23 protein-coding genes are annotated in these 24,423 nt (G+C 74.4%); 12 read left to right on the top strand and 11 right to left on the bottom strand.

Features of this window, described 5'->3' with window-relative positions; all coding sequences use genetic code 11:
* Nucleotides 1-17: 17 nt before the first annotated feature.
* The 3 genes from OG247_RS13190 to OG247_RS13180 all read right to left on the bottom strand — a co-directional run bounded on the left by OG247_RS13190 (nucleotide 18) and on the right by OG247_RS13180 (nucleotide 3,557).
* Entirely contained in the window at nucleotides 18-1,943 is a 1,926-nt protein-coding gene (locus OG247_RS13190) for a hypothetical protein (protein WP_327252421.1), read from the bottom strand.
* Between the two features lie 99 nt (nucleotides 1,944-2,042).
* A complete protein-coding gene (locus OG247_RS13185) occupies nucleotides 2,043-2,858 on the bottom strand; it encodes a tyrosine-protein phosphatase (RefSeq protein ID WP_327252420.1) in 816 nt (271 codons plus the stop codon).
* Nucleotides 2,859-2,891: 33 nt separating this feature from the next.
* Entirely contained in the window at nucleotides 2,892-3,557 is a 666-nt protein-coding gene (locus OG247_RS13180) for a rhomboid-like protein (RefSeq protein ID WP_327252419.1), read from the bottom strand.
* Between the two features lie 66 nt (nucleotides 3,558-3,623).
* On the opposite strand from OG247_RS13180, the gene OG247_RS13175 reads away from it, so the two are divergent.
* Complete coding sequence (locus OG247_RS13175) at nucleotides 3,624-4,409, top strand: hypothetical protein (protein ID WP_327252418.1); 786 nt, start codon at nucleotides 3,624-3,626, stop codon at nucleotides 4,407-4,409.
* Between the two features lie 78 nt (nucleotides 4,410-4,487).
* Nucleotides 4,488-5,978 carry a PepSY-associated TM helix domain-containing protein gene (locus OG247_RS13170; RefSeq protein ID WP_327252417.1) on the top strand — a complete coding sequence of 497 codons (1,491 nt, stop codon included), beginning with the start codon at nucleotides 4,488-4,490 and terminating at the stop codon, nucleotides 5,976-5,978.
* 82 nt (nucleotides 5,979-6,060) lie between these two features.
* Here OG247_RS13170 and OG247_RS13165 read toward each other — a convergent pair whose 3' ends face one another.
* The 3 genes from OG247_RS13165 to glnII form a co-directional block, all read right to left on the bottom strand.
* On the bottom strand, nucleotides 6,061-7,863 hold the full coding sequence (locus OG247_RS13165; RefSeq protein WP_327252416.1) for a serine/threonine-protein kinase: 1,803 nt from the start codon (nucleotides 7,861-7,863) through the stop codon (nucleotides 6,061-6,063).
* A gap of 166 nt (nucleotides 7,864-8,029) precedes the next feature.
* The gene (locus OG247_RS13160; protein ID WP_327252415.1) at nucleotides 8,030-8,623 is read right to left on the bottom strand and encodes a winged helix-turn-helix domain-containing protein; all 594 of its coding nucleotides are present in this window, start codon (nucleotides 8,621-8,623) and stop codon (nucleotides 8,030-8,032) included.
* A 566-nt stretch (nucleotides 8,624-9,189) separates the two neighbouring features.
* Entirely contained in the window at nucleotides 9,190-10,209 is a 1,020-nt protein-coding gene (glnII, locus tag OG247_RS13155) for a glutamine synthetase (protein ID WP_327252414.1), read from the bottom strand.
* A 279-nt stretch (nucleotides 10,210-10,488) separates the two neighbouring features.
* Between glnII and OG247_RS13150 the strand changes: the two genes are divergently transcribed.
* Nucleotides 10,489-11,418: a Gfo/Idh/MocA family protein gene (locus tag OG247_RS13150; protein ID WP_442813608.1), complete on the top strand. Its 930-nt coding sequence runs from the start codon at nucleotides 10,489-10,491 to the stop codon at nucleotides 11,416-11,418.
* 60 nt (nucleotides 11,419-11,478) lie between these two features.
* Here the strand turns inward: OG247_RS13150 and OG247_RS13145 are convergent, their stop codons facing one another.
* Nucleotides 11,479-12,060, bottom strand: coding sequence for a hypothetical protein (locus OG247_RS13145; protein ID WP_327252413.1), 582 nt, complete (start codon nucleotides 12,058-12,060; stop codon nucleotides 11,479-11,481).
* A 174-nt stretch (nucleotides 12,061-12,234) separates the two neighbouring features.
* Between OG247_RS13145 and OG247_RS13140 the strand changes: the two genes are divergently transcribed.
* From OG247_RS13140 to OG247_RS13130, 3 genes are all read left to right on the top strand, one after another.
* Nucleotides 12,235-12,942, top strand: coding sequence for an NADPH-dependent F420 reductase (locus OG247_RS13140; RefSeq protein ID WP_327252412.1), 708 nt, complete (start codon nucleotides 12,235-12,237; stop codon nucleotides 12,940-12,942).
* A complete protein-coding gene (locus OG247_RS13135) occupies nucleotides 12,939-13,865 on the top strand; it encodes a 2-dehydropantoate 2-reductase (RefSeq protein WP_327252411.1) in 927 nt (308 codons plus the stop codon). The genes OG247_RS13140 and OG247_RS13135 overlap by 4 nt, the downstream gene beginning before the upstream one ends.
* A 159-nt stretch (nucleotides 13,866-14,024) precedes the next feature.
* Nucleotides 14,025-15,119, top strand: coding sequence for a serine hydrolase domain-containing protein (locus OG247_RS13130; RefSeq protein WP_327252410.1), 1,095 nt, complete (start codon nucleotides 14,025-14,027; stop codon nucleotides 15,117-15,119).
* On the opposite strand, the gene OG247_RS13125 is transcribed toward OG247_RS13130, so the two are convergent.
* On the bottom strand, nucleotides 15,116-15,499 hold the full coding sequence (locus OG247_RS13125; protein ID WP_327252409.1) for an ArsC/Spx/MgsR family protein: 384 nt from the start codon (nucleotides 15,497-15,499) through the stop codon (nucleotides 15,116-15,118). The two genes, OG247_RS13130 and OG247_RS13125, sit on opposite strands and share 4 nt — an antisense overlap.
* Before the next feature lie 106 nt (nucleotides 15,500-15,605).
* On the opposite strand from OG247_RS13125, the gene OG247_RS13120 reads away from it, so the two are divergent.
* A complete protein-coding gene (locus OG247_RS13120) occupies nucleotides 15,606-15,869 on the top strand; it encodes a hypothetical protein (protein WP_327252408.1) in 264 nt (87 codons plus the stop codon).
* 41 nt (nucleotides 15,870-15,910) lie between these two features.
* Here the strand turns inward: OG247_RS13120 and OG247_RS13115 are convergent, their stop codons facing one another.
* A complete protein-coding gene (locus tag OG247_RS13115) occupies nucleotides 15,911-16,696 on the bottom strand; it encodes a polysaccharide deacetylase family protein (RefSeq protein ID WP_327252407.1) in 786 nt (261 codons plus the stop codon).
* A gap of 111 nt (nucleotides 16,697-16,807) precedes the next feature.
* Entirely contained in the window at nucleotides 16,808-17,962 is a 1,155-nt protein-coding gene (locus OG247_RS13110; RefSeq protein WP_327252406.1) for a PP2C family protein-serine/threonine phosphatase, read from the bottom strand.
* A 76-nt stretch (nucleotides 17,963-18,038) separates the two neighbouring features.
* Here OG247_RS13110 and OG247_RS13105 point away from each other — a divergent pair, with 76 nt between their 5' ends.
* From OG247_RS13105 to OG247_RS13095, 3 genes are all read left to right on the top strand, one after another.
* Nucleotides 18,039-18,746, top strand: a complete 708-nt coding sequence (locus OG247_RS13105) for a VIT1/CCC1 transporter family protein (protein WP_327252405.1) — start codon at nucleotides 18,039-18,041, stop codon at nucleotides 18,744-18,746.
* A 105-nt stretch (nucleotides 18,747-18,851) separates the two neighbouring features.
* Nucleotides 18,852-19,745, top strand: coding sequence for a TIGR01777 family oxidoreductase (locus OG247_RS13100; protein ID WP_327252404.1), 894 nt, complete (start codon nucleotides 18,852-18,854; stop codon nucleotides 19,743-19,745).
* A gap of 209 nt (nucleotides 19,746-19,954) precedes the next feature.
* A complete protein-coding gene (locus OG247_RS13095) occupies nucleotides 19,955-21,205 on the top strand; it encodes an FAD-dependent oxidoreductase (protein WP_327252403.1) in 1,251 nt (416 codons plus the stop codon).
* 329 nt (nucleotides 21,206-21,534) lie between these two features.
* Here the strand turns inward: OG247_RS13095 and OG247_RS13090 are convergent, their stop codons facing one another.
* The gene (locus OG247_RS13090) at nucleotides 21,535-23,004 is read right to left on the bottom strand and encodes a regulator (protein ID WP_327252402.1); all 1,470 of its coding nucleotides are present in this window, start codon (nucleotides 23,002-23,004) and stop codon (nucleotides 21,535-21,537) included.
* A 173-nt stretch (nucleotides 23,005-23,177) separates the two neighbouring features.
* Between OG247_RS13090 and OG247_RS13085 the strand changes: the two genes are divergently transcribed.
* Both OG247_RS13085 and lipB read left to right on the top strand, forming a co-directional pair.
* Nucleotides 23,178-23,519 carry a hypothetical protein gene (locus tag OG247_RS13085; RefSeq protein WP_327252401.1) on the top strand — a complete coding sequence of 114 codons (342 nt, stop codon included), beginning with the start codon at nucleotides 23,178-23,180 and terminating at the stop codon, nucleotides 23,517-23,519.
* Nucleotides 23,520-23,607: 88 nt separating this feature from the next.
* Entirely contained in the window at nucleotides 23,608-24,405 is a 798-nt protein-coding gene (lipB, locus tag OG247_RS13080) for a lipoyl(octanoyl) transferase LipB (RefSeq protein ID WP_327252400.1), read from the top strand.
* Nucleotides 24,406-24,423 lie beyond the last annotated feature (18 nt).

The following is a 24,423-nucleotide window of genomic DNA, read 5'->3' as shown; positions in this document are numbered from 1 at the left end:
CCGGGGCCGGGCCGGGACTACCTCAACACCCCCGCCTTCGAACCGTCCGTGAGCTTGCCCGTCAGCTCCACCTGCGCCCCCGCCGGAGCCTTCACCGCCAGCCGGTTGCCCACCGCGACCCCGCTCACCCGGCCGCCGCCCACGGTCAGCGAAGCGAACTGCGCACTGCCCGCCGCCAGGACGTACCACTGCCCGGCCTTGGACTTCCACAGCACTCCGGCCAGCACCCGCGGCTCCCGCGGCCCGCACGCCGGTGAGCCCTCGGCCTTCGCCGCCTGCGCCGCCAGCGGCGCACCCGGGGCCAGGAACTGCGCCTGCACCCGGTCCGCCGTGCCCTGCCAGGTCTCCGCGCGGGTGCACAGCCAGGTCGCCGTGCCGTCGCCCTCCGGCAGCGGCTGCTTCGCGTACGTCCACGCGTTGACCGTGCGCACCCCGTGCGAGCGCACCGAGGGCAGCAGGCACGCGATCCGCGACCAGTCGCCCAGCTCCGCGCCCTCCGTCACGTTCCGCTCGGCGCCCGGAGCCCCCGAGGTCAGCCGGGCCGGGGTCAGCTCGCCCAGGTCGGTGATCAGCCGGGTCGCGCCGTCGCCGGTCACGGCCAGGGCGTTCCAACTCGTACAGGTGCCGTCGGGGGCGGGGCTCGGCACCGGCGGAGTGACCCCCTGCGACGTCAGCTCGAGCCCCGTCGGGGCGTCCCCGGGCTTCAGCAGGTCCCGCCGCGTCATGCCCGTCACCCACGGAGCCGCCAGATAGCGGACGTTGCCGTCGACCCGGCTGAGCACCAGGGCCGCCGCCGTGTCCGCCGAGGCGCCGTCGGTCCGGGCGAAGTCGAGGGCGGCGATCTCGGTGCCCGAGCGCGGTTCGGCGTACCGCGCCACGCGCAGGCCGTCGTAGAGCAGGACCACGACGGCCTGGTCCACGGTCCCGGCGAACAGCAGCTGCGGTGGCCCCATCGGCGGCCCGGACGGGGTGCCGGGGGTGGCCGAGACCACGACCGAGCGGCCCGGCCGGGCCCAGACCGCCAGCGCCCGCCGCAGCAGCCCGGCATCGTCGACGCGGTCGCCGCGCGCGGGCCAGGCGGAGTAGTCGGTACGGGAGGAGGTGCCCCAGACCGTGGGCGCGACCCGGACCAGCTGCCCGGGGTCCAGGGCCTGCTCCGCCGCCGCGTTCCTCGCGTAGAGCGGGGCGGCGGCCCCGTCGGCCCCCCACCCGCCGCCGGGCAGCGCGAGCAGCACCCCGCACACGGCGAGGGCGACCCCGGCGGCGATCCCGGCCCGCACGAGCCGGCGGCGGCGCAGCAGGTCGGTGGGCCGGGCCTGCAGCACGCAGGGGTCGAACTCGGGGGAGGCGAACAGCTCGTCGGTCGACGGATCCCCCGACTCCGCGACGGCGGCGGCCGGGTTGGCCACCCCCGCCTCGGTCAGCACCCGCAGCACCTCGGGCTCGGGCAGCCGCTCCAGCGCCCGCAGCACGCACGCGGCCCGGCCCGGCCCGTCGAGGGTGGCCAGCCACTGGTCCAGCGCCAGCTCCTCGGCCCCGCCCGACCGCGGGAACAGCCGCAGCCCCCACACCTGGGGCAGCAGCGGCGGCAGTTGGGCCCGCCGGGGCAGCGCGCGGAACGTCACCGGGATCCCGGCCTCCAGCGCGGAGCGCAGCACCCGCAGCCGCACGTACGCGTACCCGGACTCGGGCCCCGCCCCGCCCCGCTGGCCCGGCACCCCGCCCTGCACCGCCGCCTGCGCGGCCGCCCCGTCCCGCCGCCCGCGCGGCAGGGCGCGCTGGGCCAGCGAGTGGGCGGTGAGCACCCGCCGGTTGCGGCCCAGGGCGGGCGGCAGCACCAGATAGGCCAGCCGCACCAGCCGTGGATAGTGCTCGACGATGGCGGCCTCGGCCTGCTCGACATCGGGCGGGAGGGGGCGGGTGGCGGTATCCGGCGCAGTCACGTTCAGCAGAACGAGCGAATGGTCGGATGGTCACCGGGTCCCAGCGCGCATGTTCGGGCGGGCCCTCCCGGCGCGGCCGGGAGGATCCCGGCGGAGGGCTCAGACGACGAGGCGGGCGCGCAGCGCCTCGACCGTTTCGTCGGGGACGCCGAGGCCCTCGCGCACGTACTTCTCCATCGAGCCGTAGCGCGTGTTCACCTCGTCCAGCGCGGCCTCCAGGTAGGAGGGGAAGACGCCGATCAGCGCCAGCGCGATGTCCGGGTCGCCGCCGGCCGCCGTGAAGCCCTCGATCATCGGGGCGAAGGCGATCCGCACCGCCGGATTGACCGACAGGTACTCGCTCATCAGCGTCTCGGCGTCGGCGCCGAGCAGGGACAGGACCACGGTCGCACCCCAGCCCGTACGGTCCTTGCCCGCCGTGCAGTGGAAGAGCAGCGGCCCGGACCGCGGGTCGGCGAGCTCGGTGAGCAGCAGCCGGTACGCGGCCTGCGCGGAGGCGGAGCTCACCAGGGAGCGGTAGATGCCGGCGAACAGGGCCTGCGCCTTGCCGCCGCCGAGGTGCTCCTCGGCCACCACCGGGTCGGACAGCAGGTCCTTGAGCTGGGCCGCGGGAATCTTCCCCGGGCCGCCGTTGCCCGTGCTGTCTCCCGCCATCTTGTCGGCCAGGGCGTCGGCTATGAGCAGCCGGGCGCCGGCCGGTATCCGGTCGGGGTGATCGCCGCGCTCGGCGCCGGAGCGGAAATCGATGACGGTGCCGATGCCCAGCGCGGCCACCGCCCGGTCGACGTCGAGGTCGAGTCGGTCGAGCTGCCCGGAGCGCAGCGCCAGGCCCGGGCGGACGCGGCGGCCGCCGGCGAGCGGGGTACCGCCGAGGTCCCGGAGGTTGGCGACGGTGGTGGCGGGGGTGGCGGTCATCGTGGCGGCTCCAACGTGATCAGGGAAACGCGATCAGAGAATCGAATGATCGGAGAAGTGGACGGATCGGGACGAAGCGCGTTGGGTGACGCGTGTCATCCCTACGATTTTCGGAGATTTCGCTCCGGAAAGGTAATCGGCGGCCAGTGAGACGCCGAGACCGAGGCCCAGGGCCACCAGGTGCCCGGCGTCGGTGAAGGTCCGCTCCCGCCGCAGTACCGGTCGGACGGCGAGGGCCAGCAGCCCGACCCGGGCGGTGGTGCGCACCGGCCCGCGCGGGAGCGCCGAGGTCAGCGCCCCGAGCACGGTGTTGAACCCGTAGCTGGTACCCACGTCCACCGCCCGCCGGGTCCGGGAGCCGGCCGTCCGGCGGAGCACCCCGTAGACCAGGAGGGTGGCCGTGACGTGCCCGAACAGGAAGGCCGTCGCCGTCCACCAGGCCCCGTAGGCGTACTCGGCGTACCCGAGGACCGCCACCAGCAGGAGCGCGTACGGCAGCGGCATCGGCTCCTCGACGAGGAGGGCGCTGGCCGGCAGGGTCTCCCAGCGGCCGGCGTCCAGGTTGTGGGCGTTCGTGGAGCAGCGGCGCAGCAGCCGCTCCCGCGCCGCCGGATCCAGCCGCTCCAGGGCGTACGCCCCGAGCTGGACCGTGCCCGTGTAGACCGCGCTCATCGGGACCGCCAGCGGCAGGGGGCTCATCGGACCATGATCGGCCACGGGGGCGCCGTTCGGCGAGGCGGGGGGCCGTGGCAACATTCCCAGGTCATGTCACACAGCCCCGCGCCGATGCGCGCCACGCGGGCCGCGATGTTCGCGGCGGTGGCCGTCGCACTGGGTGCGGCGGGGCATTCGTACATGTCCGGTACGGACCTTCCCGGGCTGGTGCTTCTGTCCGCATTCGGGCTGACCGGCGGGCTCGCCTGGCTCTCCGCCGGGCGCCGGCGCGGACCGCTCCCCATCGCCGCGGCGCTGCTCGCGGTGCAGGGGGTCCTGCACCTCCTCTTCTCCTCCGCCTCGGCCGGCGGCCGCCATCAGGCGGATACGGGCATGGACATGGGTGCGGGCATGGGCGCGGGCATGGGCATGGGCGCGGATGCCGGTATGGAGGGCGCGGCCGCCGATGCCGTGCACGGCATGCACTCCATGGACGGCATGGACGGCATGAGCGGCATGGAGGGCATGACCGGTATGGCCGGCATGGGTGACATGGCCGCCGGCCACGCCCATGACGGGCTCGGCATGATCGCCGCGCACGCCCTCGCCGGGCTGTTCTGCGCGCTCTGGCTGGCCTGGGGCGAGGCCGCCGTCTTCCGGCTCGCCGCCGCCCTCGCCGCCGGGGCGCTGCTCGCCGCCCGGCCGCTCTCCCGGGTCCTCGCCCTGCTCCGGGCGCGCGGGATCCCCGTACCGCCCGCGCGGGCGTTCCGGCCCGCCGGGTACGAGCGGCCGCGCACCCTGCGCGGCGCCGTGCACGCGCACACCGCCGAGCGGCGCGGGCCGCCCTCGCGCGGACGGATCCGTATCACGGCCCCCGGCCGTCCTGCCCGCGCCTGACCGAACGGCGCACCCCTGGCACAGGGGGGCGAGACCTGGGGCCGCTCACCCATGTCTTCGCCAACACCTAGGACACCCATGTCTCTCGACGAGGTCGGGGAACTCCGCGCAGCGGACCCCGACGCCCCCGAAACCCCCCTGGCCGCGGCCGCGGCCGAGCCGGCTCCCGCCCGCACGCCCGGCACCTGGGCCGCCCTGCGGCCGCTGCTCCTGCGCCTGCACTTCTACGCCGGGGTGCTGATCGCCCCGCTCCTGCTCGTCGCCGCCACCACCGGGCTGCTCTACGCCGGCTCCTGGCAGGCCGAGAGGATCCTCTACGCCGACCAGCTGACGGTCGACCGCGTCGGCGCGAGCGCGCAGCCGCTCAGCGCACAGGTCGGCGCGGCCGCCGACGCCGCGCCCCAGGGCACGGTGACGGCCGTATGGCCCGCGCCCGAGGCGGATGCCACCACCCGGGTGATCATGGAGAGCCCGGGACTCGCCGAGGGCGAGACCCTCACCGTGTTCGTCGATCCGTATACGGCCGAGGTCCGCGGGCAGCTCACCACCGTCGGGGACGCCCTGCCCCTGCGGGCCTGGCTGAGCGAGTTCCACGCCAGCCTCCACCTGGGCGAGTTCGGCCGGAACTACAGCGAGCTCGCCGCGAGCTGGCTGTGGGTGGTCGCGCTCGGCGGGCTCGCGCTGTGGATCGGCCGCAAGCGCGCCCGTAAGGCCGGCCGTGCCGCGCTCGTAGCGCCCGACCGCACGGCGACCGGCCGCCGCAAGACCCTGTCCTGGCACGGCTCCGTCGGCGTGTGGATCGCCGTCGGCCTCGTCGGTCTCTCCGCCACCGGCCTGACCTGGTCGAGGTACGCCGGCGAGAACATCGGGGAACTCAAGGACGGCCTCGGCGGGGGCACCCCGGCCGTGGCAGCCAAGCTCCCCGGCGCCCCGGCCTCCGACGCGGGCGGTGAGCACGCCGGGCACGGCGCGGCCGGCGGAACCCAGGAGGCGGCGCCCGCCCCGGCGGCGCCGGTCGATGGCATCGGCCTCGACGGAGCGGTGGCGGCGGCCCGGGCCGCCGGAGTCACCGAGTCGCTGCGGATCACCCTGCCCGCCCAGGGCAAGGGGTACGTGCTCAAGGAGCAGGACAAGCAGGTTCCGGTGCACCTGGACGCGGTCTCCGTGGACCCCGCCGACGGCCGGATCATCGACGAACTCCGCTTCGCCGACCACCCGCTGCTCGCCCAGCTGACCCGCTTCGGGATCGACCTGCACATGGGCCTGACCTTCGGGCTCGCCAACCAGCTGGCGCTGGCCGCGCTGGCGGTCCTGGTGATGTTCATGGTCGTCTGGGGCTACCGCATGTGGTGGCTGCGCCGCCCGACCAAGGAGCGCACCCTCTCGGCAGGCCGCCCCCAGCCGCGCGGAGCGTGGCGGAAGCTGCCGGTGACGCTGCTGCTGCCGCTGGCCGCCGCGACGGCCCTCGTGGGCTGGTTCGTACCGATGCTGGGCATCAGCCTGCTGGTGTTCCTGGCGGGGGACCTGGCGCTGGGCTTCGTCGCGTCAAAGCGCACCGCGAAGGCCTAGGCGGCGGGCGGCCGGTCGGGCCGGGCCCCTCTCCCGAGGGGTCCCGGCCCGACCGGCTGTCCGGCTGTCCGGCTGCCCCCGATCAGCCCTTCTTCCAGAGCGTGAGCGTGGTGACGTAGTCGGGCATGGAGCTGAGCGACCCCTTCTCCGTGTCGAGCACGACCTCGGTGATGCGGAGCATCGCCAGGTTCCCGTCGCTGGTCACCGTGCACAGCACGGCGCCCTTCTCGAGCTCCTTGCCCTGCTCCAGCTGGGAACCGGTCAGCGTGGAGGCCAGGGTGTTGGTGGCGGCGGCGTCCTCGCACTCCTCCGGCGTTCCGCCGCGGCTCTTGCCCGTGGCCGTCAGGAAGGTCAGTCCCGCGTCGCTCCACGCCTGGTAGGTGAGTTCCATTTCCTGGTCCTTGCCGATCTCCCCCTTGGGAACGATCTTCGGGGCGTCCAGGTCGACGTGGGTTCCGGTGCCGGTGTAGGGCCCGCGCAGCGTCAGGGGCTTGTCCTGGAAGACCACCGTGTACGCGGCCTTCGGCGCGGCGGAGGCCGAGGGCGAGGACTTCGGCGGGGAGGAGGCCTTGGCCGGATCCGGCGATCCGGACCCGGCCGGGTCCGGGGTCTCCTGCCGGGCGGCGGGGGCCTTCGCGTCGTCCTTGGAGTCGTCCCCGTCCAGCAGCCAGACCGTGCCGGCTCCCGCGCAGACGGCCAGGACGAGGCAGGCGGCGACGAGCCCGCCGCGGAACCCCTTCGGGGCCGGAGCGGGGACCGGAGCCGTACTCGGCGCGGGCGTCGGGTGGTTCGGCCGCGGCGGCCCCGGGGGCCGGGGCGGCGCGAACGCGGTGTCCGCGGCGTGCAACCCGCCGAAGGCGCCGGACGTACCGGCCGGACCGAACCCGCCCGCAGCAGCCGCGCCCGCAGCGCCCACGCCCACGCCCGCAGCGGCCGCGCCCGAGTCCGCGACCGTCGCCGGCGGCGGATTCTGCGCGGCCCGCACGCGGCGGGCGATCTCCTGCCCGACCGGCTCCGGGAGCCAGCCGTCGAAATCGTTCAGCGGCCGCCCGGCGAACAGTTCGCACAGCGCGGCGAGCTCGTCCGTGCCGATCCGCGCCGCCGGATCCGCCGTCAGACAGCGCTCCAGCAGCGGCCGCAGCTCGGCCGGGTAGCCGTTCAGGTCCGGAGGCAGCCGGTCGGTGTTGGCGATCCGCACGCCGAGGGCCGTGGCACCGCCGGTCCCGTACGGATGCCGCCCGGTGGCCGCGACCGCGGCGATGAGCCCGACCGCGAACAGGTCGCTCGCGGGGGTGACCTCGGCGCCCAGCGCGTGTTCGGGGGACATGTACTGCGGAGTGCCGATGACGCCGCCGGTGCGGGTGAGCTGCGTACTGTCGGCGGCCCGGGCGATCCCGAAGTCGATGACGTACGGACCGGCCGCGCCGAGCAGCAGGTTGGCGGGCTTCAGATCGCGGTGCACGACCCCCGCGGCGTGGATGGAGCCGAGGGCTCGCGCCGTGCAGCCGACCAGCTGGAAGACGGCGCTCAGCGGGAGCGGACCGTAGGTGTTCAGGGTGTCGTGCAGCGACAGCCCCGGTACGAACTCCGAGGCGAGCCAGGGCAGGGCGCCCGTGGTGTCGTGGTCGAGGACCGGTACGAGGTGGTATCCCTGCACCCGGCGCGCGGCCCGCACTTCCTGTTCGAACCGGCTGCGGAAGTCCGGGTCCTGCCCGAACTCCCGGCGGATCAGCTTCAGTGCGACCGGCTGCCCGCCGCGGGTGTGCGAGAGGTAGACGGTGCCCATGCCGCCCTCGCCGATCCGGGCGATCAGCCGGTAGCCGGCGGTCTCGCGGGGGTCCTGGGGCTCAAGTGGGGCAAGTACGCTGCCGCTTCCGATGGTCACGACGGAAAAGCCTACGGCAGGAACCGGGCCTGATCAGCACGGATGTGCGAGGAAATCCCCTTTGTGGCGGCCCGAGTTGATCAGCCGGTCCATGGGGGCCCGTACTCCCGTTCCCTCGCGTGAGTACGGGCCCGTCGTCATGTCCGAGGGCCGGCCGACGTCCCCGTCAGGGGGCGTACTTGTATCCCACCCGGCGCACGGTCTGGATCGCGCCGCGGTGGGCGGCTCCCAGCTTGCGGCGCAGCCGCGCGACGTGGACGTCGACCGTGCGGCCGTCGCCGACGTGGCCGTAGCCCCAGACGGTGGTCACCAACTGGTCGCGGCTGTGCACCCGGTGCGGGTGCGCGACCAGGTGGGCCAGCAGCTCGAACTCCAGGTAGGTCAGGTCCAGGACCTCGCCGTCCACCTCGGCGGTGCGCTGCGCGGGGTCGATGCGGACCAGGGCGTCGCCGGTGAGGGGCGTCGCACCGGGGGCCGGGGCGGTGGGAACGGACTGCGGGGCGAAGGAGACCGGCGGCTGCTGATCGGCCGGTACGAGCACCAGGTAGCCGACCATCGGAGGCTGGCCGGGCAGGCTGGGCAGGGTGTGCGCCGGGGCGGGCAGCCAGGTGGCGCCGGGCGGCAGGAAGTCCACGACGCGAGCCACCTCGTCGCGGTCCACGGCCCGCAGGCGGTGGCGCGGACTGGGCGGGAAGGCCGGGTAGGTCAGGGGAGAGGTCGCAGCGGAGGCGGCAGAAGCGAAGGAACGGGTGTTCGCCATGAGTGGTCAGCTCTTTCACGCGGAGTGGTCGGCAGGAGACGTACGTAAAGGCGTCGTCTTGTGTCGTACCGCGCAGACCGAAGGCCTCGGGGAAGGTCGGTTGGAGGTCCCGGAGGCTTTAGAGGGCCGGCGCGTTCTTCGCGCGGCAACACACCCGGTCGAAATCGTGGTCCTGACGGGAAGGCCAGAACGGCTCGAGGTCGCTGCGACCGGTCGAGGGGTGCGAGTAGCTGGCCATGGCCCCATTCAAGCAGATGCGCGGGCGCCGGGGCAGACCCCGTCTCACCTGCTGGAGCGGAATTCCAGATTCCGCGATCATGGCATGAACGGACCATTGCAATCCCGACAAACCGTCACCCGCCCAGCCGCTTCCCTCACTCCGTTCCGGTGGCCCGTATCGGATGGTGGGCGGATCCGTCCCAGGTCCGCGTCGGCCCCGCCGCGTCCGGGGCCGGGAGCCCGGGGCCCCGGGAGCCGCGGACGGCGCGGCGCCCGCCTTCCCCGAGGGGAGGGCGGGCGCCGCGGTGGTGTGTCAGGGGCGGTGTGTCAGGGGAGGCCGGCCGGGATCAGACCAGGCCGTCCTTCTCCAGGGCGGTGCAGCAGGTGTCCGTGATCAGGCGGGTCACCACGTACGGGTCCACGTTCGCGTTCGGGCGGCGGTCCTCGATGTAGCCCTTGCCGTCCTTCTCCACCTGCCACGGGATGCGGACGGAGGCGCCGCGGTCCGAGACGCCGTAGCTGTACTCGTTCCACGGGGCCGTCTCGTGCAGGCCCGTCAGGCGCTCGTCGATGCCCGCGCCGTAGTTCTTGACGTGGTCCAGCGGCTTGCTGCCCTCGCCCAGGGACTCGGCCGCGCAGATGATCGCGCGGTAGTCCTCGCGCATCGCCTTCGTGGAGAAGTTGGTGTGCGCGCCCGCGCCGTTCCAGTCGCCCTTGACCGGCTTCGGGTTCAGCGTCGCGGAGACGTTGAAGTCCTCGGCGGTGCGGTAGAGCAGCCAGCGCGCGATCCACAGCTGGTCGGAGACCTCCAGCGGGCCGACGGGGCCGACCTGGAACTCCCACTGGCCGGGCATGACCTCGGCGTTGATGCCGGAGATCGCCAGGCCCGCGGCGAGGCAGTGGTCCAGGTGCTTCTCCACGATGTCGCGGCCGAAGATCTCGTCCGAGCCGACACCGCAGTAGTAGCCGCCCTGCGCGGCCGGGAAGCCGTTGACCGGGAAGCCGAGCGGGCGGGTGCCGTCGAAGAAGGTGTACTCCTGCTCGATGCCGTAGATCGGCTCCTGAGCGGCGAACTTCTCGGCGACCGGGCGCAGCAGCGCGCGGGTGTTCGACTCGTGCGGGGTCATGTCGATGTTCAGGACCTCGCACAGGACGAGGACGTTGTCGCCGCCGCGGATCGGGTCCGGGCACGAGAACACCGGCTGCAGCACGCGGTCGGAGGCGTGGCCCTCGGCCTGGTTGGTGCTCGATCCGTCGAAGCCCCAGATCGGCAGCGCGTCGCCGTCGCCGAGGATCTTCGTCTTCGAGCGCAGCTTCGCAGTCGGCTCGGTTCCGTCGATCCAGATGTACTCAGCCTTGTAGCTCACGGGCCCCATCCTTCGGTGCGTCGCTCCGGCGCAGACTCTGCGGGTGCTGCGTTGCGTCCTGCGGCTCGCGTACGGCGGTTCACGTCCCTGTGGCTCGCGTACTGCGAATTCGTTCTGCGGTGTAGACCGCAGCGTGCCCGCTCGCGATTTCTCTTCCGTTGCCCGTGTGTGAACCCCGTGTTACCGAGGTTTACGCCGCAGGTGGGCGTGGTCGAGAGGGTTGGCGTCCGGACGCCCGTCCGGGTGGGGCAGACTGGGCGGGTGAGCATTTCGTACGATTTGACGTCCGCCGGAGATGCCGCCGCAGAGGCCGCTTCCGGTCCCCGCCCCCGGGTCGGGCTGCTGGGCACCGGCCCCTGGGCCCGCCGCACGCACGCCCCCGCCCTCGCCGCGCATCCCGGCTCCGAGTTCGCCGGAGTCTGGGGCCGGCGCCCCGAAGCCGCCGCCGAGCTGGCGCGCGAGTTCGGCGTGAAGGTGTACGAAGACCCCGACGCGCTGTTCGCCGACTGTGACGCCGTGGCCTTCGCGCTCCCGCCCGACGTGCAGGCCCCGCTCGCCGTGCGCGCGGCCGCCGCCGGCTGCCACCTGCTGCTCGACAAACCCGTCGCCACGACCCCGGCCGACGCCCGCGCGGTCGCCGACGCCGTGGCCGAGCACCGGGTCGCCTCCGTCGTCTTCCTCACCCTGCGCTTCGCCGAGCCGACCGCCGGCTGGGTGGTGGAGCAGGCGGAGCGCACGGGCTGGTTCACCGCCGCCGCGCACTGGCTCGGCGCGGTCTTCCCGCCGGACGGCGAGCCCAGCGCCTACGCGGACTCGCCCTGGCGCAAGGCCAAGGGCGGGCTGTGGGACGTGGGCCCGCACGCCCTGTCCGTACTCATCCCGGTCCTCGGTGACGTCACCGAGGTCAGCGCCACCCGCGGCCCCGCCGACGTCGTCCAGCTGGCCCTGCGCCACAGCTCCGGCGCCGCCAGCACCGCCGTGCTCAGCCTCAGCTCCCCGCGCGCGGCCGCCGGGGTGGGACTGGAACTGCGCGGGACCGCCGGCGTCTTCGGCCTGCCGGACTGGAGCGACGTACCGGGGGCCTACGGCCGCGCCCTGGACGCGCTCCTCACCTCGGCCCGCACCGGGGTGCCGGACGTACGGGGGGCCGAGTTCGGAGCCCGGCTGACGGAGATCCTGGCGGAGGCGGAGGGGCAGCTGTCGGAGTAGCCCCCGGTTCCCCTGCGGTGCCCGGTCCGGGTGACGCCCCCGCCACGCGTGGCGGGGGCGTCACTTGATGACCGCGTTGGCCGCGATGATGGCCAGTCCGATCGTGGCGTCGGCGACCCCGATGAGCAGGGCCGAGGCGAGCTTGTAGCCGACCCGGAGGGCTACGAAGGCGCCCCAGGCGAACAGCAGCGCGGTGTTCACGCCGAGCCCGACCGCCGTGACCCCGTGCGAGTCCCAGTCGGCGAGTCCGGCGACGAGCAGGAGCAGGACCGTGGGCAGGGTGGCCGCGATCATGGGCCACTCGTTCCACAGCGCGCGCCCCAGGATCCGCCACCGGTGCCCGGCGGATCCGGCCCGATGGGTGCTCATGTGGTGCGAGTATCCGTGCGCGAGACCGGCCGTGGCGGCGGTGACGAGCACCCAGCTGGCGTCGTAGAAGGGGGTGTACTCCCCGCCCTTCTGGTCGAGCGCGGCCAGCAGCCCGGACGCGAGGACGGTCCCGTACACCCCGCCGAACATCCAGTCGGCGCCGCGCCGGGGCGGGGGGAGCGGGGGGAGCGGAGGCGCCGGGAAGCCCGGCGGCACCGGCGGCGCCGGAGGCTCGCCGGGCGTGGTGGGCCTCGGGTGCTGCTGCTCGTTCACGATGGATCCTTTGGTGCGGTACGTCCCCTTTGTGCTGGCCCCACCCTACGAGGCGCGGGGTGGGGCCGAGGTGAAGGCCGGTGACGGGGCCGGGGCGCCGACCGTGGCAGGGAGGCCCCGCCACCGGTGGCGCAGCGGTGGAATACCGTGAATCGCGGGCGACTTGAACCCCACATGGCAACTCTTGCACTCATCGGAAGCGGCAATGTCGGAAGCACCCTCGCGCGGCTCGCCGTGGACGCGGGGCTGAACGTGGTCCTCAGCAACTCCAGGGGACCCCAGACGCTGGACGCCCTGGTCACCGAGCTCGGCCCGCGGGCCCGGGCCGCCACCCCCGCCGAGGCGGCCGCCGCCGGCGACTGGGTCGTGGCCACCATCCCGCTCAAGAACTACCGCGAGCTGCCCGCCGACGCACTGGCGGGCAAGGTCGTGCTCGACACGCTCAACTACTACCCGCAGCGGGACGGGGTCTTCCCCGCACTGGAGGCGGAGGAGACCACCACCAGCGAGCTCGTCCAGGAACACCTGTCCGGGGCACAGGTCGTCAAGACGTTCAGCAACATCTACTTCAAGCACCTGCTCTCCCTCGCCCGCCCGGCCGGCTCCCCGGACCGCTCGGCCCTGCCCCTCGCGGGCGAGGACCCGGCCGCCCGCGCGTCCGCCACCCGCCTCCTCGACCTGCTCGGCTACGACGCGGTCGACGCGGGAACGCTCGCCGAGAGCTGGCGCTTCCAGCGCGACACGCCCGTGTACGTCCTCCCGTACGCCGCGGACCCGGCCGGCCCGGGGGGCATCCCCGAGACCCCGGGGGCCGTCGCCGACGCGGCGGCCGTCCGCACCGCCCTGGCGAAGGCCGTCCGGCCCGGGGGCGCCGCCGGATGAGGATCCTGACGGTCGGAGCCGGCGCCGCGGGCGGCTACTTCGGCGCGCGCCTCGCCCGGGCCGGCCGGGACGTCACCTTCCTGGTGCGCCCCCGGCGGGCCGAGGCCCTGCGGGCGCGCGGGCTGCGGGTGAGCGGGCCGGGGGAGGAGTTCGCCCTCGCCCCGCGGCTCGTCACCGCCGACGCGCTGGCGGACACGTACGAACTCGTGCTGCTGTCGGTGAAGTCCACCTCCCTCGAAGCGGCCGTCCGGGACCTGGCCCCGGCCGTCGGTCCGGGCACGGCGATCCTGCCCCTGCTCAACGGGATGGCCCACCTCGACCACCTCGCGGACCGGTTCGGGGACGCGGCGGTGCTCGGCGGGGTGGCCAAGGTGGTCACCACCCTGAACGAGCACGGCGACATCCTCCGGCTGGCCCCGCCCACCGTGGTGCTCACCGGCGAACGCGACGGCAGCCCCTCGGCGCGGGTGGACGCCGTGCGCGAGGTGCTGGCCGGGGCGGGGATCGACACCCCCGAAGTGCCCGACATCATCGGCGCCATGTGGCACAAGTGGGTCTTCATCGCCACCCTGGCGTCGGTGACCTCCCTGGCGCGCGGAGCCGTCGGAGAGGTCACCGCAGTGCCCGGCGGGACCGGGTTCGGCCTCGCGGTCCTCGCGGAGGCGGCCGCGGTGTCGGCCGCCGCCGGATACCCGGTACCGGAGTCCGAACTCGCCTTCATCGCGCGGACGCTGGCCACACCGGAGTCGCCGCTGACCCCGTCGATGTACCGGGACCTGATCGCCGGGCATCCGACCGAGGTCGAGCACGTGCTCGGCGACCTGGCCGCCCGGGCCCGCGGCCTCGCCGTCCCCACTCCGCTCCTCGATCTCGCCGTCCTCCAACTGCGGGTGCACCAGCGGAGGGTGGCGGTGGGGGAGTAGGGCGGCGGGGGAGCAGGGCGGCGGGCCTCAGGGTCCGAACCCCCGGCCCCTCCGGGTGGCCTCGGGGTCCGGTCAGGGTGATCACCGATGGGCCGTGCGCGCCGGACGGAGGAGTGTTGGTGTCAGAGCCCACCGAGCCGCCTTCTCCAGGAGCCACCGATGAACGCACGCCCCCGCACCGCCCGCCGGATCGCCGTCACCGGCGTCGCCCTGGCGGTCCTCGCCGTGGGTGTGGGCGCCCCGGTCGCACTGGCCGCGCCCGGTGGGTCCGAAGGCTCCGCCGCGACGGCGCTCCACGCCCGGCAGGGGGCCACCCAGGACCCCGCCGCGCTGCGGGCCTTGCTGGCCTCCCTGCCCGACGGGTTCTCGACGGGGGCCCTGGTGCGGCTGTCCGGCGAGGGGCTGCGCACGCCGTGGACCGGGACCGGCGGGCCGGTCGCCGCCGACGCGGAGGTGCCGATCGGCAGCGTCACCAAGCTGTTCACCAACGCCCTGGTGCTGCGGCTCGTCGCGGAGCACCGGATAGAGATCGACGCGCCGGTGCGCCGCTACCTGCCCGACCTGATACCCGGGGCCTACGCCGGAGTGAGCGTCCGGCAGCTCATGGACCACACCGCCGACCTTCCGAAGGTCACCGGCGATTCCACCGACCCGCGGGCCCTCGTCGTCGAGACGTTCGCGCAGGACGCGGCCGCCCGCCCGGGCCGCACACCCGCCCCGGGCGCGGCCCAGCAGTACAACGGGACGAACACCTTCGTCGCGGGCCTGCTCGTGGAGCGGATATCCGGCCGGACCTACGCGGAGGAACTGCAGCGCCGCATCCTGCGCCCCCTGGGGCTGCGGCAGACCCGGATGTCGACGGATCCGCGGATGGCCAGGTTCTGGGCGGAGGGCGGCCTGGTCTCCACCGCGGCCGATCTGGACCGCTTCATGGCCGCACTGCTGGGCGGCCGACTGCTGCCGCCCGCCCAGCAGCGGCACCTGTACGAGGTCCCGGACGTGCCCAACGCCCAGGAGAACAAGTGCCTGTCGCCGAGGGCCTGCTTCAGCGCGGCCGGCTTGATGCGCCACGAGACGGCCGGCACCACGGTCTGGGGGAAGACGGGCTCCGGCCCCGGCTGGTCGACCGCGGTGTTCGCCACCGAGCACGCCGGGCGCAGGCTCGTCTTCGCCTCCAACCCGCGGCCCGGCACGAGCGGGACCCAGCAGGTCGGGCGCGTCGTGGAGTTCGTGAACGCGGGCTTCGCCGGCTAGGGCTGACCCTGGGCCGTGCGGGAGAGGGCCTCTCGGACGGCCTCCTCCGAGCGGGCCACCACCGCCGTGCCGTCCTCGGCCGTGATGATCGGGCGCTGGATCAGCTTCGGGTGCGCCGCCAGGTGGCTGATCCAGGCTCCGCGGGCCTCGTCGGTCTCCTCGCGCGGCAGGTCCCGTACGCCCGTCTCCTTGGCCAGGGGGTCCGAGGTGCGGGTGATGTCCCAGGGCTCCAGGCCCAGCCGGCCCAGGACCTCGCGGATCTCGGCTTCGGAGGGCACGTCCTCCAGGTAGCGGCGGACGGTGTACTCGGCGCCCTCCGCGTCCAGCAGGGTCAGTGCGCTGCGGCACTTCGAGCAGGCGGGATTGATCCAGATCTCCATGCCCGAAAGCTTAGCGAGGTGCTGTCTGGCCAGGTCCTTTGTCAGTGGTCGCCGGTAAAATTCAAGGAGAAGGACAGGACGCCAACTTGCCTTTGGGAGGCTGTAGATGGCCACTGCCATGACCCTGCGCACCATCGAGCCCGTCAAGAAGAAGCCGCTGCCGGCGGGGCTGCCCCGCGAGTGGTACGAGAGCCACAACCGGCGGCTGAAGGCGATGCGCCTGGCGATATCGCTGCTCGACTCGGGCACGTACGACGCCCAGCGCGCCACCAACCGCAAGATCCGCACGATGGCCGTCCGGACGGGGATCCGCCGGCCGTCGAACGTGACCTGCAAGCTGGTCCGTTCCTTCATCCGCGACGCCGGGTAGGCGGGGGCGGGGGCGGGCTGGGCCGGGCCGGCAGGCAGGCCTCAGCCCGCCTCGGGGATCTTCGGGAAGCTGAATCCGTAGCCCTGCTCCTTGAGCCACGGCAGCAGCTTTTCGAGGGCCTCGACGGACTGCGAGCGGTCGCCGCCCCCGTCGTGCATGAGGATCGTCGGCCCTTTGGTCTTCAACTGCTCCTGCACGGTGCTGACGATCGTGTCCGCGCCGGGCCGGTCGAAGTCGCCGGGGTCGACGTTCCAGCCGAGGTTGGCCATCCCGGCGCGGGCCGCGAACTCGCGGCTCTCGGGGGTGAAGGCGCCGCCGGGGGCGCGGTAGTACCAGATGCGGGCGGTACCGCTCGCCTCGTCGATCATCCGCTTCGCGTCCATGATCTCCTTCTCCTGGTACGCGACGTCCTTCTTGTCCATGGCCGTGTCGTGGCCGACCGCGTGGTTGCACAGGCGGTGGCCGGCCGAGGTGATCTCCTTCACCAGGTCCGGATGCTTCTTCGCGTTCGGCCCGGTCAGACAGAAGGTGGCCTTCGCGTCGTGGGCCTCGAGGAGTTCGAGCGCCTTCGGGGTCCACCTCGGGTCCGGGCCGTCGTCGAGGGTGAGGTTGACGACCTTGCCCCCGTCCTCGGCCGCGCGCACCAGGGCCGATCCCACCCGGAGCGGGGCGGGGGCCTCGATCTGCTGGTTCTGCGCCGAATCCGGTTCCGCCACCGCCTCTTCCCCGGCCAGGCCGACCACGATCGCGCCGGTGACCAGGGCGACGGCGCCGGCCGCCGCGATGACCGCCGTGATCCGCTGGTTGTGTTTGTACGGTGCGCGCATCGGTGGGGCCTCGATTTCCGTGCTCTGGGGGCTGGAAAACCCGAGCGAAACACGGAAATTGACCCAAATGGGCGATTGTCATCATGTGGTCATGTGATCAGTACGGCGTGGTCACCGTGCGCCGGGTCCCCCGCCCCGAGCCCGGCCCGGAGCCCGGTCCGGCGCCCCGCCCGGCTCCCCGCCCGGCTCCGGGGACAGGGACAGCACCAGCAGGGCCACGTCGTCGCGCGGCCCGCCCCCGGTGAAGGACCGCAAGTCCCGCCACACCGCCTCGGCCAGCCCCGCCGGATCCGACGCCAGTACGGGCACGCGCGCGGCCAGCGGGTAGAAGTTCCCCGCCGCGTCGCGAGCCTCCGTCACCCCGTCCGTATACATCACCAGCCGGTCCCCGGGGAGGATCCGGAGCTCCGCCGGCGCCGCCGGGGTGGGGCCGGCCAGGCCCAGGCCCAGCGGAGGCCCCGGGTCCACCTCGACCTCCGAGACCCCGAAACCCCGTAGCAGCAGGGGCGGGGGATGCCCGCACGACACGATCCGTACGAGGTCCAGCCCGGGCGGGAACTCCAGCAGCGCCGCCGTCGCGAAGAGCTCCGCGTGCGCCACCGACTCGGCCGCCGAGTCCGCGAGCAGCCGCCGGTCCAGCCGGGCCGCCACCGTCGTGAGCTCCGCGTCGTCCAGGACCCCTTCCCGGAAGGCGCCGAGCAGCGAGGCCACGGTGCCGACGGCGGCCAGGCCGTGGCCCTGGACGTCGCCGATCAGCGCGCGCACGCCGTAGGGGCCGACCCGTACGTCGTACAGGTCGCCGCCGACCAGGGTGCCGTGCTGGGCCGCCCGGTAGAGGCCCGCGCAGCCGACCGCGCCGACCCGTTCGGGGACGGGCGGCAGCACCGCGAGCTGCGCCGCCTCCGCGACGGTGCGCACGCTCACCAGCTGGGCGTCCCGGCGTTTTCGGACCCAGGCGACCACGATGCTGAGCAGCCCGATCACCGCGACGGTCCCGAGGTCGGAGCCCTGGGCGTGGGCGATCCCGAGCGAGGGCAGGCCGATGAGGACCAGCACCACTCCGGCGAAGACGGCGGTCCCGGCGGCCCCGTAGGCGAAGGCGGCCACCGGGGGGAGACCGGCCAGGAAGTAGCCCAGCTCGACGTCGCCCGGGGTGATCCGCTGCACGAACACCAGCACGACAAGGGCCACCGCCGGCGCGAGGCGGGCCCAGCGCGGCGGCGGCGCCCCGCGCAGCCAGCCCGGCTCCTCGCGTCGGCGTCTCACCCCTCCACCCTGATCCCGCCGCCGGAGGCGCGCACGCCGGGTGGCTCCGTAGGGCTGGGGCCGCGACAGTGGTGGCGTGACGGAAACGGATGGTGCGGCGGGGCGGAGCGCGGCGATCAGTACCCGGCTGAACTGGCTGCGCGCGGGGGTGCTCGGCGCGAACGACGGCATCATCTCCACGGCGGGGCTGGTCGTCGGTGTCGCCGGAGCCACGACCTCGCGGACGGCGATCCTGGCGGCGGGGGTCGCCGGGCTGCTGGCGGGCGCGCTGTCGATGGCGGCCGGGGAGTACGTGTCGGTCAGCTCCCAGCGGGACTCGGAGAAGGCTGCGCTGGACGTGGAGCGGCGCGAGCTGGCGGAGTCGCCGCAGGAGGAGCTGGAGGAGCTGACGGGGCTGCTGGTGGGCAGGGGGTTGAGCGAGCCGGTGGCCCGGGAGGCGGCGGAACAGCTGACGGAGCGGGACGCGCTGCGGGCGCACGCGCGGGTGGAGCTGGGGATCAACCCCGACGAGCTGGCCAACCCCTGGCACGCGGCGGTGGCGAGCCTGGTGGCGTTCACGGTCGGGGCGCTGCTGCCGCTGCTGGCGATCGTCCTGCCGGGGGCGTCCCAGAGGGTCCCGGTGACCGTGGTCGCGGTCCTGCTGTCCCTGACCCTGTGCGGGATGCTCAGCGCACGGCTGGGCGGCGCGCCCGCGGCCCGTGCGATCCTGCGCAACGTCACCGGCGGCGCGCTGGCCATGGCGGTGACCTACGCGGTCGGCACCTGGCTGGGAGCGGCCACCTGAGGGGCCCACCGCCACCACACCGGGGTGTACCCGGTTCCGCGCCGGAGCCCATGCGGCGGCGGCCGGGCGGCCCCGCGGTCACGGGTCCGCTGCCAAGATGGGGCCATGCGTATCGCGGTCACCGGTGCCACCGGGCTCATCGGCAGCGCCCTCGGGCGGTCACTGAAGGCGGACGGACACGAACTGGTCCGCTTCGTGCGGCGGGAGCCGGCCGGGCCCGGCGAGGCACGGTGGGACCCCGCGCGCGGGTACGTGGACCCGGCCGGGCTCGCCGGGTGCGCAGCCGTCGTGCACCTCGCCGGGGCCGGGGTCGGGGACCACCGCTGGACGGCCGCCTACAAGCGGGAGATCCGCGACAGCAGGGTCAAGGGCACGGCCGCCATCGCCTCCGCCGTGGCCGCCATGGACGAGCCGCCCGCGACGCTCGTCTGCGGCACCGCCGTCGGGTACTACGGCGACACGGGCGACCGGTGGATCGACGAGGACGCCCCGGCGGGGGAGGGGTTCCTCTCCGAGGTGTGCGTCGCGTGGGAGGCCGCCGCGGCGCCCGCCCGGGACGCCGGGATCCGGACCGTGTTCGCCCGTACCGGACTGGTCGTCTCCGCCGGGGGCGGGGCCTGGGGGAAGCTGTTCCCGATCTTCAAGGCCGGTATCGGCGGCCGCCTCGGCAACGGCCGCCAGTACTGGTCGCACATCTCGATGCACGACGAGATCGCCGCCCTGCGCCACATCATCGACACCCCGGCCCTGGCCGGGCCGGTGAACCTGACCGCCCCCGAGCCCCTGACCAACCGCGAGGTCACCGCCGCGATGGGCCGGGTCCTGCACCGCCCGGCGGTGTTCGCCGTGCCCGCGCCGGTCATGCGCGTGGTGCTCGGGGAGTTCGCCCAGGACGTGCTGGGCAGTCAGCGGGTGCGTCCCGCCCGGCTGCTGGAGTCCGGGTTCGTCTTCCGGTACCCGGGGATCGAGGAGTCGATCAGGGCCGCGCTGGAGGCCTGAAAGGCCCCGGCGCTCCGGGCCGGAAAGCCGCGGGGCTCCAGGGGGAGCGCCCCGGCGCACGCGTGCGACCATCCGTGAGCCGAATGCGACCGCCGTGCGACCGGAGTTGACCGCATCACCCGTAATGGCACACCCAACTCGGGTTCCGCTGGAGTCCGTTGGGGGAAGGAGGTTCCCCACACAGCCGGGCCGACCTCGGGGAGGGGCACGTGCTCAACAGCGCACACGCACACCATGCGGACGTGGTCATCGTAGGAGCCGGAGTCTCCGGACTCGCGGCAGCGCACCACCTGATCGCGGCCGGAGTCACGGTCATCGTCCTGGAGGGCGCCGACGATCCCGGCGGCCGGATGGCCACCGAGACGGTGGACGGCTTCCGGCTCGACCGGATCGGCCAGCTCCTCAACACCGCCTACACCGAACCGGCCCGCACCCCGGGCCTGGAAGGCCTGGTCCTCAAGCCCTTCGCACCCGGCGCCCTCGTCCACAGCGACGGCCGAACCCTGCGCGCCGGCGCCCTCACCCCCGCCCGCGCCCTGACCAGCGGCTCCCTCGACCAGGCCAGGATCGGCGCGGCGCTCGCCCGCCTCGCCGCCCTGCCCGAGGAACGCCTGCTGGCCCGCCCCGAGCGCACCGCGCACGCGGCCCTGAGCTCCAGGAGCCTCGGTACGACGCTGCGCCCGCTCCTCGCCGCGCTCCTGCGCGACCCCGCACTCGGCACCTCCAGCCGCGTCGCCGACGCGGCTCTGCGCACCTTCGCGCGCGGCCGCCTCGCCGTGCCCGAAGGAGGCGCCGCCACCCTGCCCGGACTGCTCGCCGCCGCGCTGCCGCCCGGCACCGTGCGCACCGGGGTCCGGGTCCGCTCCGTCGCCACCAACCTGGTCACCACCGAGGAACACGGCGACTTCAGCTGCCGCTCCGCCGTCCTGGCCACCGGCGCCCGGGCCGCCGCCGAACTGCTCCCGGGCCTGCGCGTGCCCGCCTTCCACCAGGTGACCGTGCTGCACCACGCCACCACCACCCCGCTCGCCTGGGACGGCTCGCTGCTCCTGGACGGGGACCCGGACTGGCCGGTCGCCCACACCGCGGTGATGAGCGCGGTCGACCCGACGCGCGCCCCGGCCGGCCGGAGCCTGGTCACCACCACCGTGCTCGGCCCGCCGCCGCCCACCCGGACGGTCGCGTCCCGCCTGGCCCGGCTCTACGAGACCGCGACCCGCGACTGGGAGCTGCTCGCCGTCCACCACACCCCCGAGGCCGTCCCCGCCATGCCGCCGCCGCAGGACACCCGGCGCACCGTCCGGGTCCTGGCCGGTCTGTACGTGTGCGGCGACCACCGGGACACCAACACCGTCGAGGGTGCCCTGCGCTCGTCCCGCCGCGCCGCGGCCGCGGTCCTCCGCGACTTCGGCATCCCCGTCCCGTCCACCCCACAAGCCGCCCTCCCGGTAGCGGCCTGACCCAACCCCCTACCGGTGCCCGCGGAGCAGCCCCGCCCCCGCGGGCAACCACGCACCTCAGGGGCCGGTGTCGCCTTCCCTGCGGGCAACCCCGCACCTCGGTGTCTGGTCGCCCGCAGGGCAAAAAACCAGCCCCCACCGGTCCGCCCGCAGGGCAAACGGTCCGCAGGGCAAACGGGCCCGCAGGGCAAATTCAGCCCCTCCGGCGTTTGAGGAGCGGGGTCCGGGGCGGAGCCCCGGGAGGCGACCCGCAGGGACTCCACGGCGCAGCCACCCGCCGGGCCGCCGGGCCCCCGGGCCGCGGCCGACACCCCGGCCGACCCGCAGGGTCACGACAAGGCGGCCACCCGGTCCCGATACCCCCGCACCGCCGACGCGTCCCGATACGGCTCGAGCCGACGCTCGAAGTCCCGTACGTACTCCACCGCCCGCACCGACCGCATCTCCATCGCCTGCTGCGCCGCCTCCGCACCCAGCGCGCACGCCTGGTCCAGCTCGCCCAGCCCCAGCCGCGCCGTGGCCAGCACCACCCGGCAGAACAGCCGCGAGCGCGCGTACGAGGGCGCCCGCAGCTGCAGGGACCGCTCCGCGTGCTGCGCCGAGGCCCGGTACTGCTGGAGGTCCCGGTGGCAGTGCCCGAACTCGTCCGCGAGCTGCGCCTCGTCGTAGTCCCGCGCCCAGTGCGGCACGTCGTCCCCCGGCCGGGCCGCGCCCAGCGCCCGCTCGGCCCGCACCAGCGAGGCCGTCGACGCCCTGACCTCCCCGAGCACCGCGTGCCCGCGCGCCTCCGCCGAGTGCAGCAGCGCCTGCACCACCGGCGGCGGCCCCGAGCCCACGCCCTGCTGGGCCACCCGGGCCAGCTGCACCGCCTCCCGGCCGTGCCCGAGGTAGACCGCCTGCCGGCTCATCGTGATCAGCACGTACGCCCCGTACGGCCGGTCCCCGGCGGCCTGGGCCAGGCGCAGCGCCTGGACGAAGTACCGCTGGGCGAGCCCGTGCGCGGCGATGTCGTACGAGGTCCAGCCCGCGAGCCGGGTCAGATCGGCGGCGGCGGAGAACAGCCTGCGCCCGGTGGTCTCCCCGTAGGTGCCGCGCAGCATCGGCTCGGCCTCGTGCTCCAGGTACCGGACCAGGGCCTGGCGGGCATGGCCGCCGCCGTAGGCGTGGTCCAGGGTGCGGAACAGCTCGCCCACCGATCTGAGCGCGGCGATGTCACCGCCCGTCACCCGCTGCCCGGGACCGCGGTCGATCTGCCGCTGCCGCGGCACCGAGGCCCGGCCCGGCAGGGGACGGCTCTGTTCGGGGCGGCCCTGTTCGGGAACGCGCGAGGCGGCCTGCTCGGCGCCCCGGCCGACCCGCTCGTCGGCGCGCCCGATCAGCCAGTCCCGGCTGGGCACCACCAGACCGGCCGGGGTGAAGGCGATCTTGCGCAGTTCGGCGTGCGAACCGGAGTCCTTGCGCCACAGCCCGCTCGCGATGTCGACGGCCTCCTCGGGGGTGGCCGCGAACTCCAGCCCCGCGTACACCGGGGCGCACGCGTCCAGGCCCAGGTCCTGGGCGGACAGCCGCCGCCCCAGGCGCCGGGTGAACACCTCCGCGATCAGCGCCGGGGTCGTGCCGCGCGGCTGCTGCCCGCGCAGCCAGCGGGTCACGGAGGTCTTGTCGTACCGCAGATCGAGACCGTGCTCCAGACCGAGCTGGTCGACACGGCGGGCGAGCCCGGCGTTGGAGAACCCGGCCTCGGCGATCAGTGCCGAGAGCTGCCGGTTGGGGACACGCTGGGCAGGTCGTTCCGTCATCGGCTCCACGGTCTCCTGACGTGACGGACCGGAGTCCCGGCCCTGTGAACGGCGTGAATGTAGCGGCGAACCTTGCCCGTACCGCCCTCTCTGTCCCACATTCATCCGATCGTGTGCAGAACCGGTGGGTCTCTTTACGGACGGACCCCCTCCACCCGCGTACGCTGCGGCCCATGACCCGCCGGCCCACCGGGGAGCTTTCCCCCGGCACTTGCGAGCGCCCCGACGGCGACGACAGCCACGCAGAGTCCACGGCCCTGCCGCGCGTACCCGAGCTGGCCGCGCCCGAGCTGACCGAGGCGGAGTGCAGGCGGTGCGGGACCTACATCGCGGGTCTCGACGGGCGTTACGCGTGCGGGGTCTGCGGCTGGGTGAACGACCACTCCGAAGGGCACCGCCGGCTGCCCCGGGCGGACGAGGACCCGGACCGGCCGCCGAAGGGCCGCCGACGGCCGAAACAGCTCCCCGGACCCCCGGATTCCGGGCCTTTCGCCGTGTCCGGGACGGGCGGCTGACGGGGCCCGCGGGGGCCGCCGTACCCTTGCTTGGTGCGATAGGTGCACACAGCAAGTTCGTCGGCAGGTTCAACGAGGAGGCGCCGCGGTGGCTGAGCTTGGGTTTGTCCGCATGGGCTTCGGCCCGGAGGCCGTCGAATACACGGTGGCCTGGGAAGAGCAGCGCCGGGTGCACGCGGCCCGCTTCGCGGACGAGATCGAGGACACCTGCCTGCTGCTGGAGCACCAGCCGGTCTACACGGCCGGCCGGCGCACCGCCGACAACGAGCGCCCGCTCGACGGCACGCCCGTCGTGGACGTGGACCGCGGCGGCAAGATCACCTGGCACGGCCCGGGCCAGCTGGTCGGCTACCCGATCATGAAGCTGCCCCGCCCGGTCGACGTGGTCGCCCACGTCCGCCGGCTGGAGGACGCGCTGATCCGCACGGCCGCCGAGTTCGGCCTGGAGACCACCCGTGTCGAGGGGCGCAGCGGGGTCTGGGTGCTCGGTGACCCGGTGGAGGAGCGCCCGAAGATCGGCGGCCTCTCGCTGGACTTCGACCCGCGGCTGCACGACGAGGAGTTCGACCCCCGGCTGAACGGCCCCGAGTACGCGCCGTCCAACGCCGGCCAGCGCCGCGAGGACCGCAAGCTCGCCGCCATCGGCATCCGGGTCGCCAAGGGCGTCACGATGCACGGCTTCGCGATCAACGTGAACCCCGACAACACCTGGTTCGACCGGATCGTCCCCTGCGGGATCCGCGACGCCGGTGTGACCTCGCTCTCGTACGAACTGGGCCGCGAGATCACCATCGCCGAGGTGCTGCCCGTGATCGAACGGCACCTGAAGGACGTACTGGAGCAGGCCGAGCCGCGCCCGCGGGAGATAGAGCCCGCTGCGGGCTGATCCCGGGGGACGCCGGGG

The organism is Streptomyces sp. NBC_01244 (assembly GCF_035987325.1).
Lineage (GTDB): Bacteria > Actinomycetota > Actinomycetes > Streptomycetales > Streptomycetaceae > Streptomyces.
This window is presented reverse-complemented; position numbering and strand designations above follow the sequence as displayed.

What these genes read in the sequence shown, in the direction of transcription:
- OG247_RS13185 (WP_327252420.1), bottom strand. Translation starts at nt 2,858, where the DNA reads ATGACCGCCACCCCCGCCACCACCGTCGCCAACCTCCGGGACCTCGGC.
- OG247_RS13180 (WP_327252419.1), bottom strand. Translation starts at nt 3,557, where the DNA reads ATGAGCCCCCTGCCGCTGGCGGTCCCGATGAGCGCGGTCTACACGGGC.
- OG247_RS13175 (WP_327252418.1), top strand. Translation starts at nt 3,624, where the DNA reads ATGTCACACAGCCCCGCGCCGATGCGCGCCACGCGGGCCGCGATGTTC.
- OG247_RS13170 (WP_327252417.1), top strand. Translation starts at nt 4,488, where the DNA reads ATGTCTCTCGACGAGGTCGGGGAACTCCGCGCAGCGGACCCCGACGCC.
- OG247_RS13160 (WP_327252415.1), bottom strand. Translation starts at nt 8,623, where the DNA reads ATGGCGAACACCCGTTCCTTCGCTTCTGCCGCCTCCGCTGCGACCTCT.
- OG247_RS13140 (WP_327252412.1), top strand. Translation starts at nt 12,235, where the DNA reads ATGGCAACTCTTGCACTCATCGGAAGCGGCAATGTCGGAAGCACCCTC.
- OG247_RS13135 (WP_327252411.1), top strand. Translation starts at nt 12,939, where the DNA reads ATGAGGATCCTGACGGTCGGAGCCGGCGCCGCGGGCGGCTACTTCGGC.
- OG247_RS13130 (WP_327252410.1), top strand. Translation starts at nt 14,025, where the DNA reads ATGAACGCACGCCCCCGCACCGCCCGCCGGATCGCCGTCACCGGCGTC.
- OG247_RS13125 (WP_327252409.1), bottom strand. Translation starts at nt 15,499, where the DNA reads ATGGAGATCTGGATCAATCCCGCCTGCTCGAAGTGCCGCAGCGCACTG.
- OG247_RS13120 (WP_327252408.1), top strand. Translation starts at nt 15,606, where the DNA reads ATGGCCACTGCCATGACCCTGCGCACCATCGAGCCCGTCAAGAAGAAG.
- OG247_RS13115 (WP_327252407.1), bottom strand. Translation starts at nt 16,696, where the DNA reads ATGCGCGCACCGTACAAACACAACCAGCGGATCACGGCGGTCATCGCG.
- OG247_RS13100 (WP_327252404.1), top strand. Translation starts at nt 18,852, where the DNA reads ATGCGTATCGCGGTCACCGGTGCCACCGGGCTCATCGGCAGCGCCCTC.
- OG247_RS13090 (WP_327252402.1), bottom strand. Translation starts at nt 23,004, where the DNA reads ATGACGGAACGACCTGCCCAGCGTGTCCCCAACCGGCAGCTCTCGGCA.
- OG247_RS13085 (WP_327252401.1), top strand. Translation starts at nt 23,178, where the DNA reads ATGACCCGCCGGCCCACCGGGGAGCTTTCCCCCGGCACTTGCGAGCGC.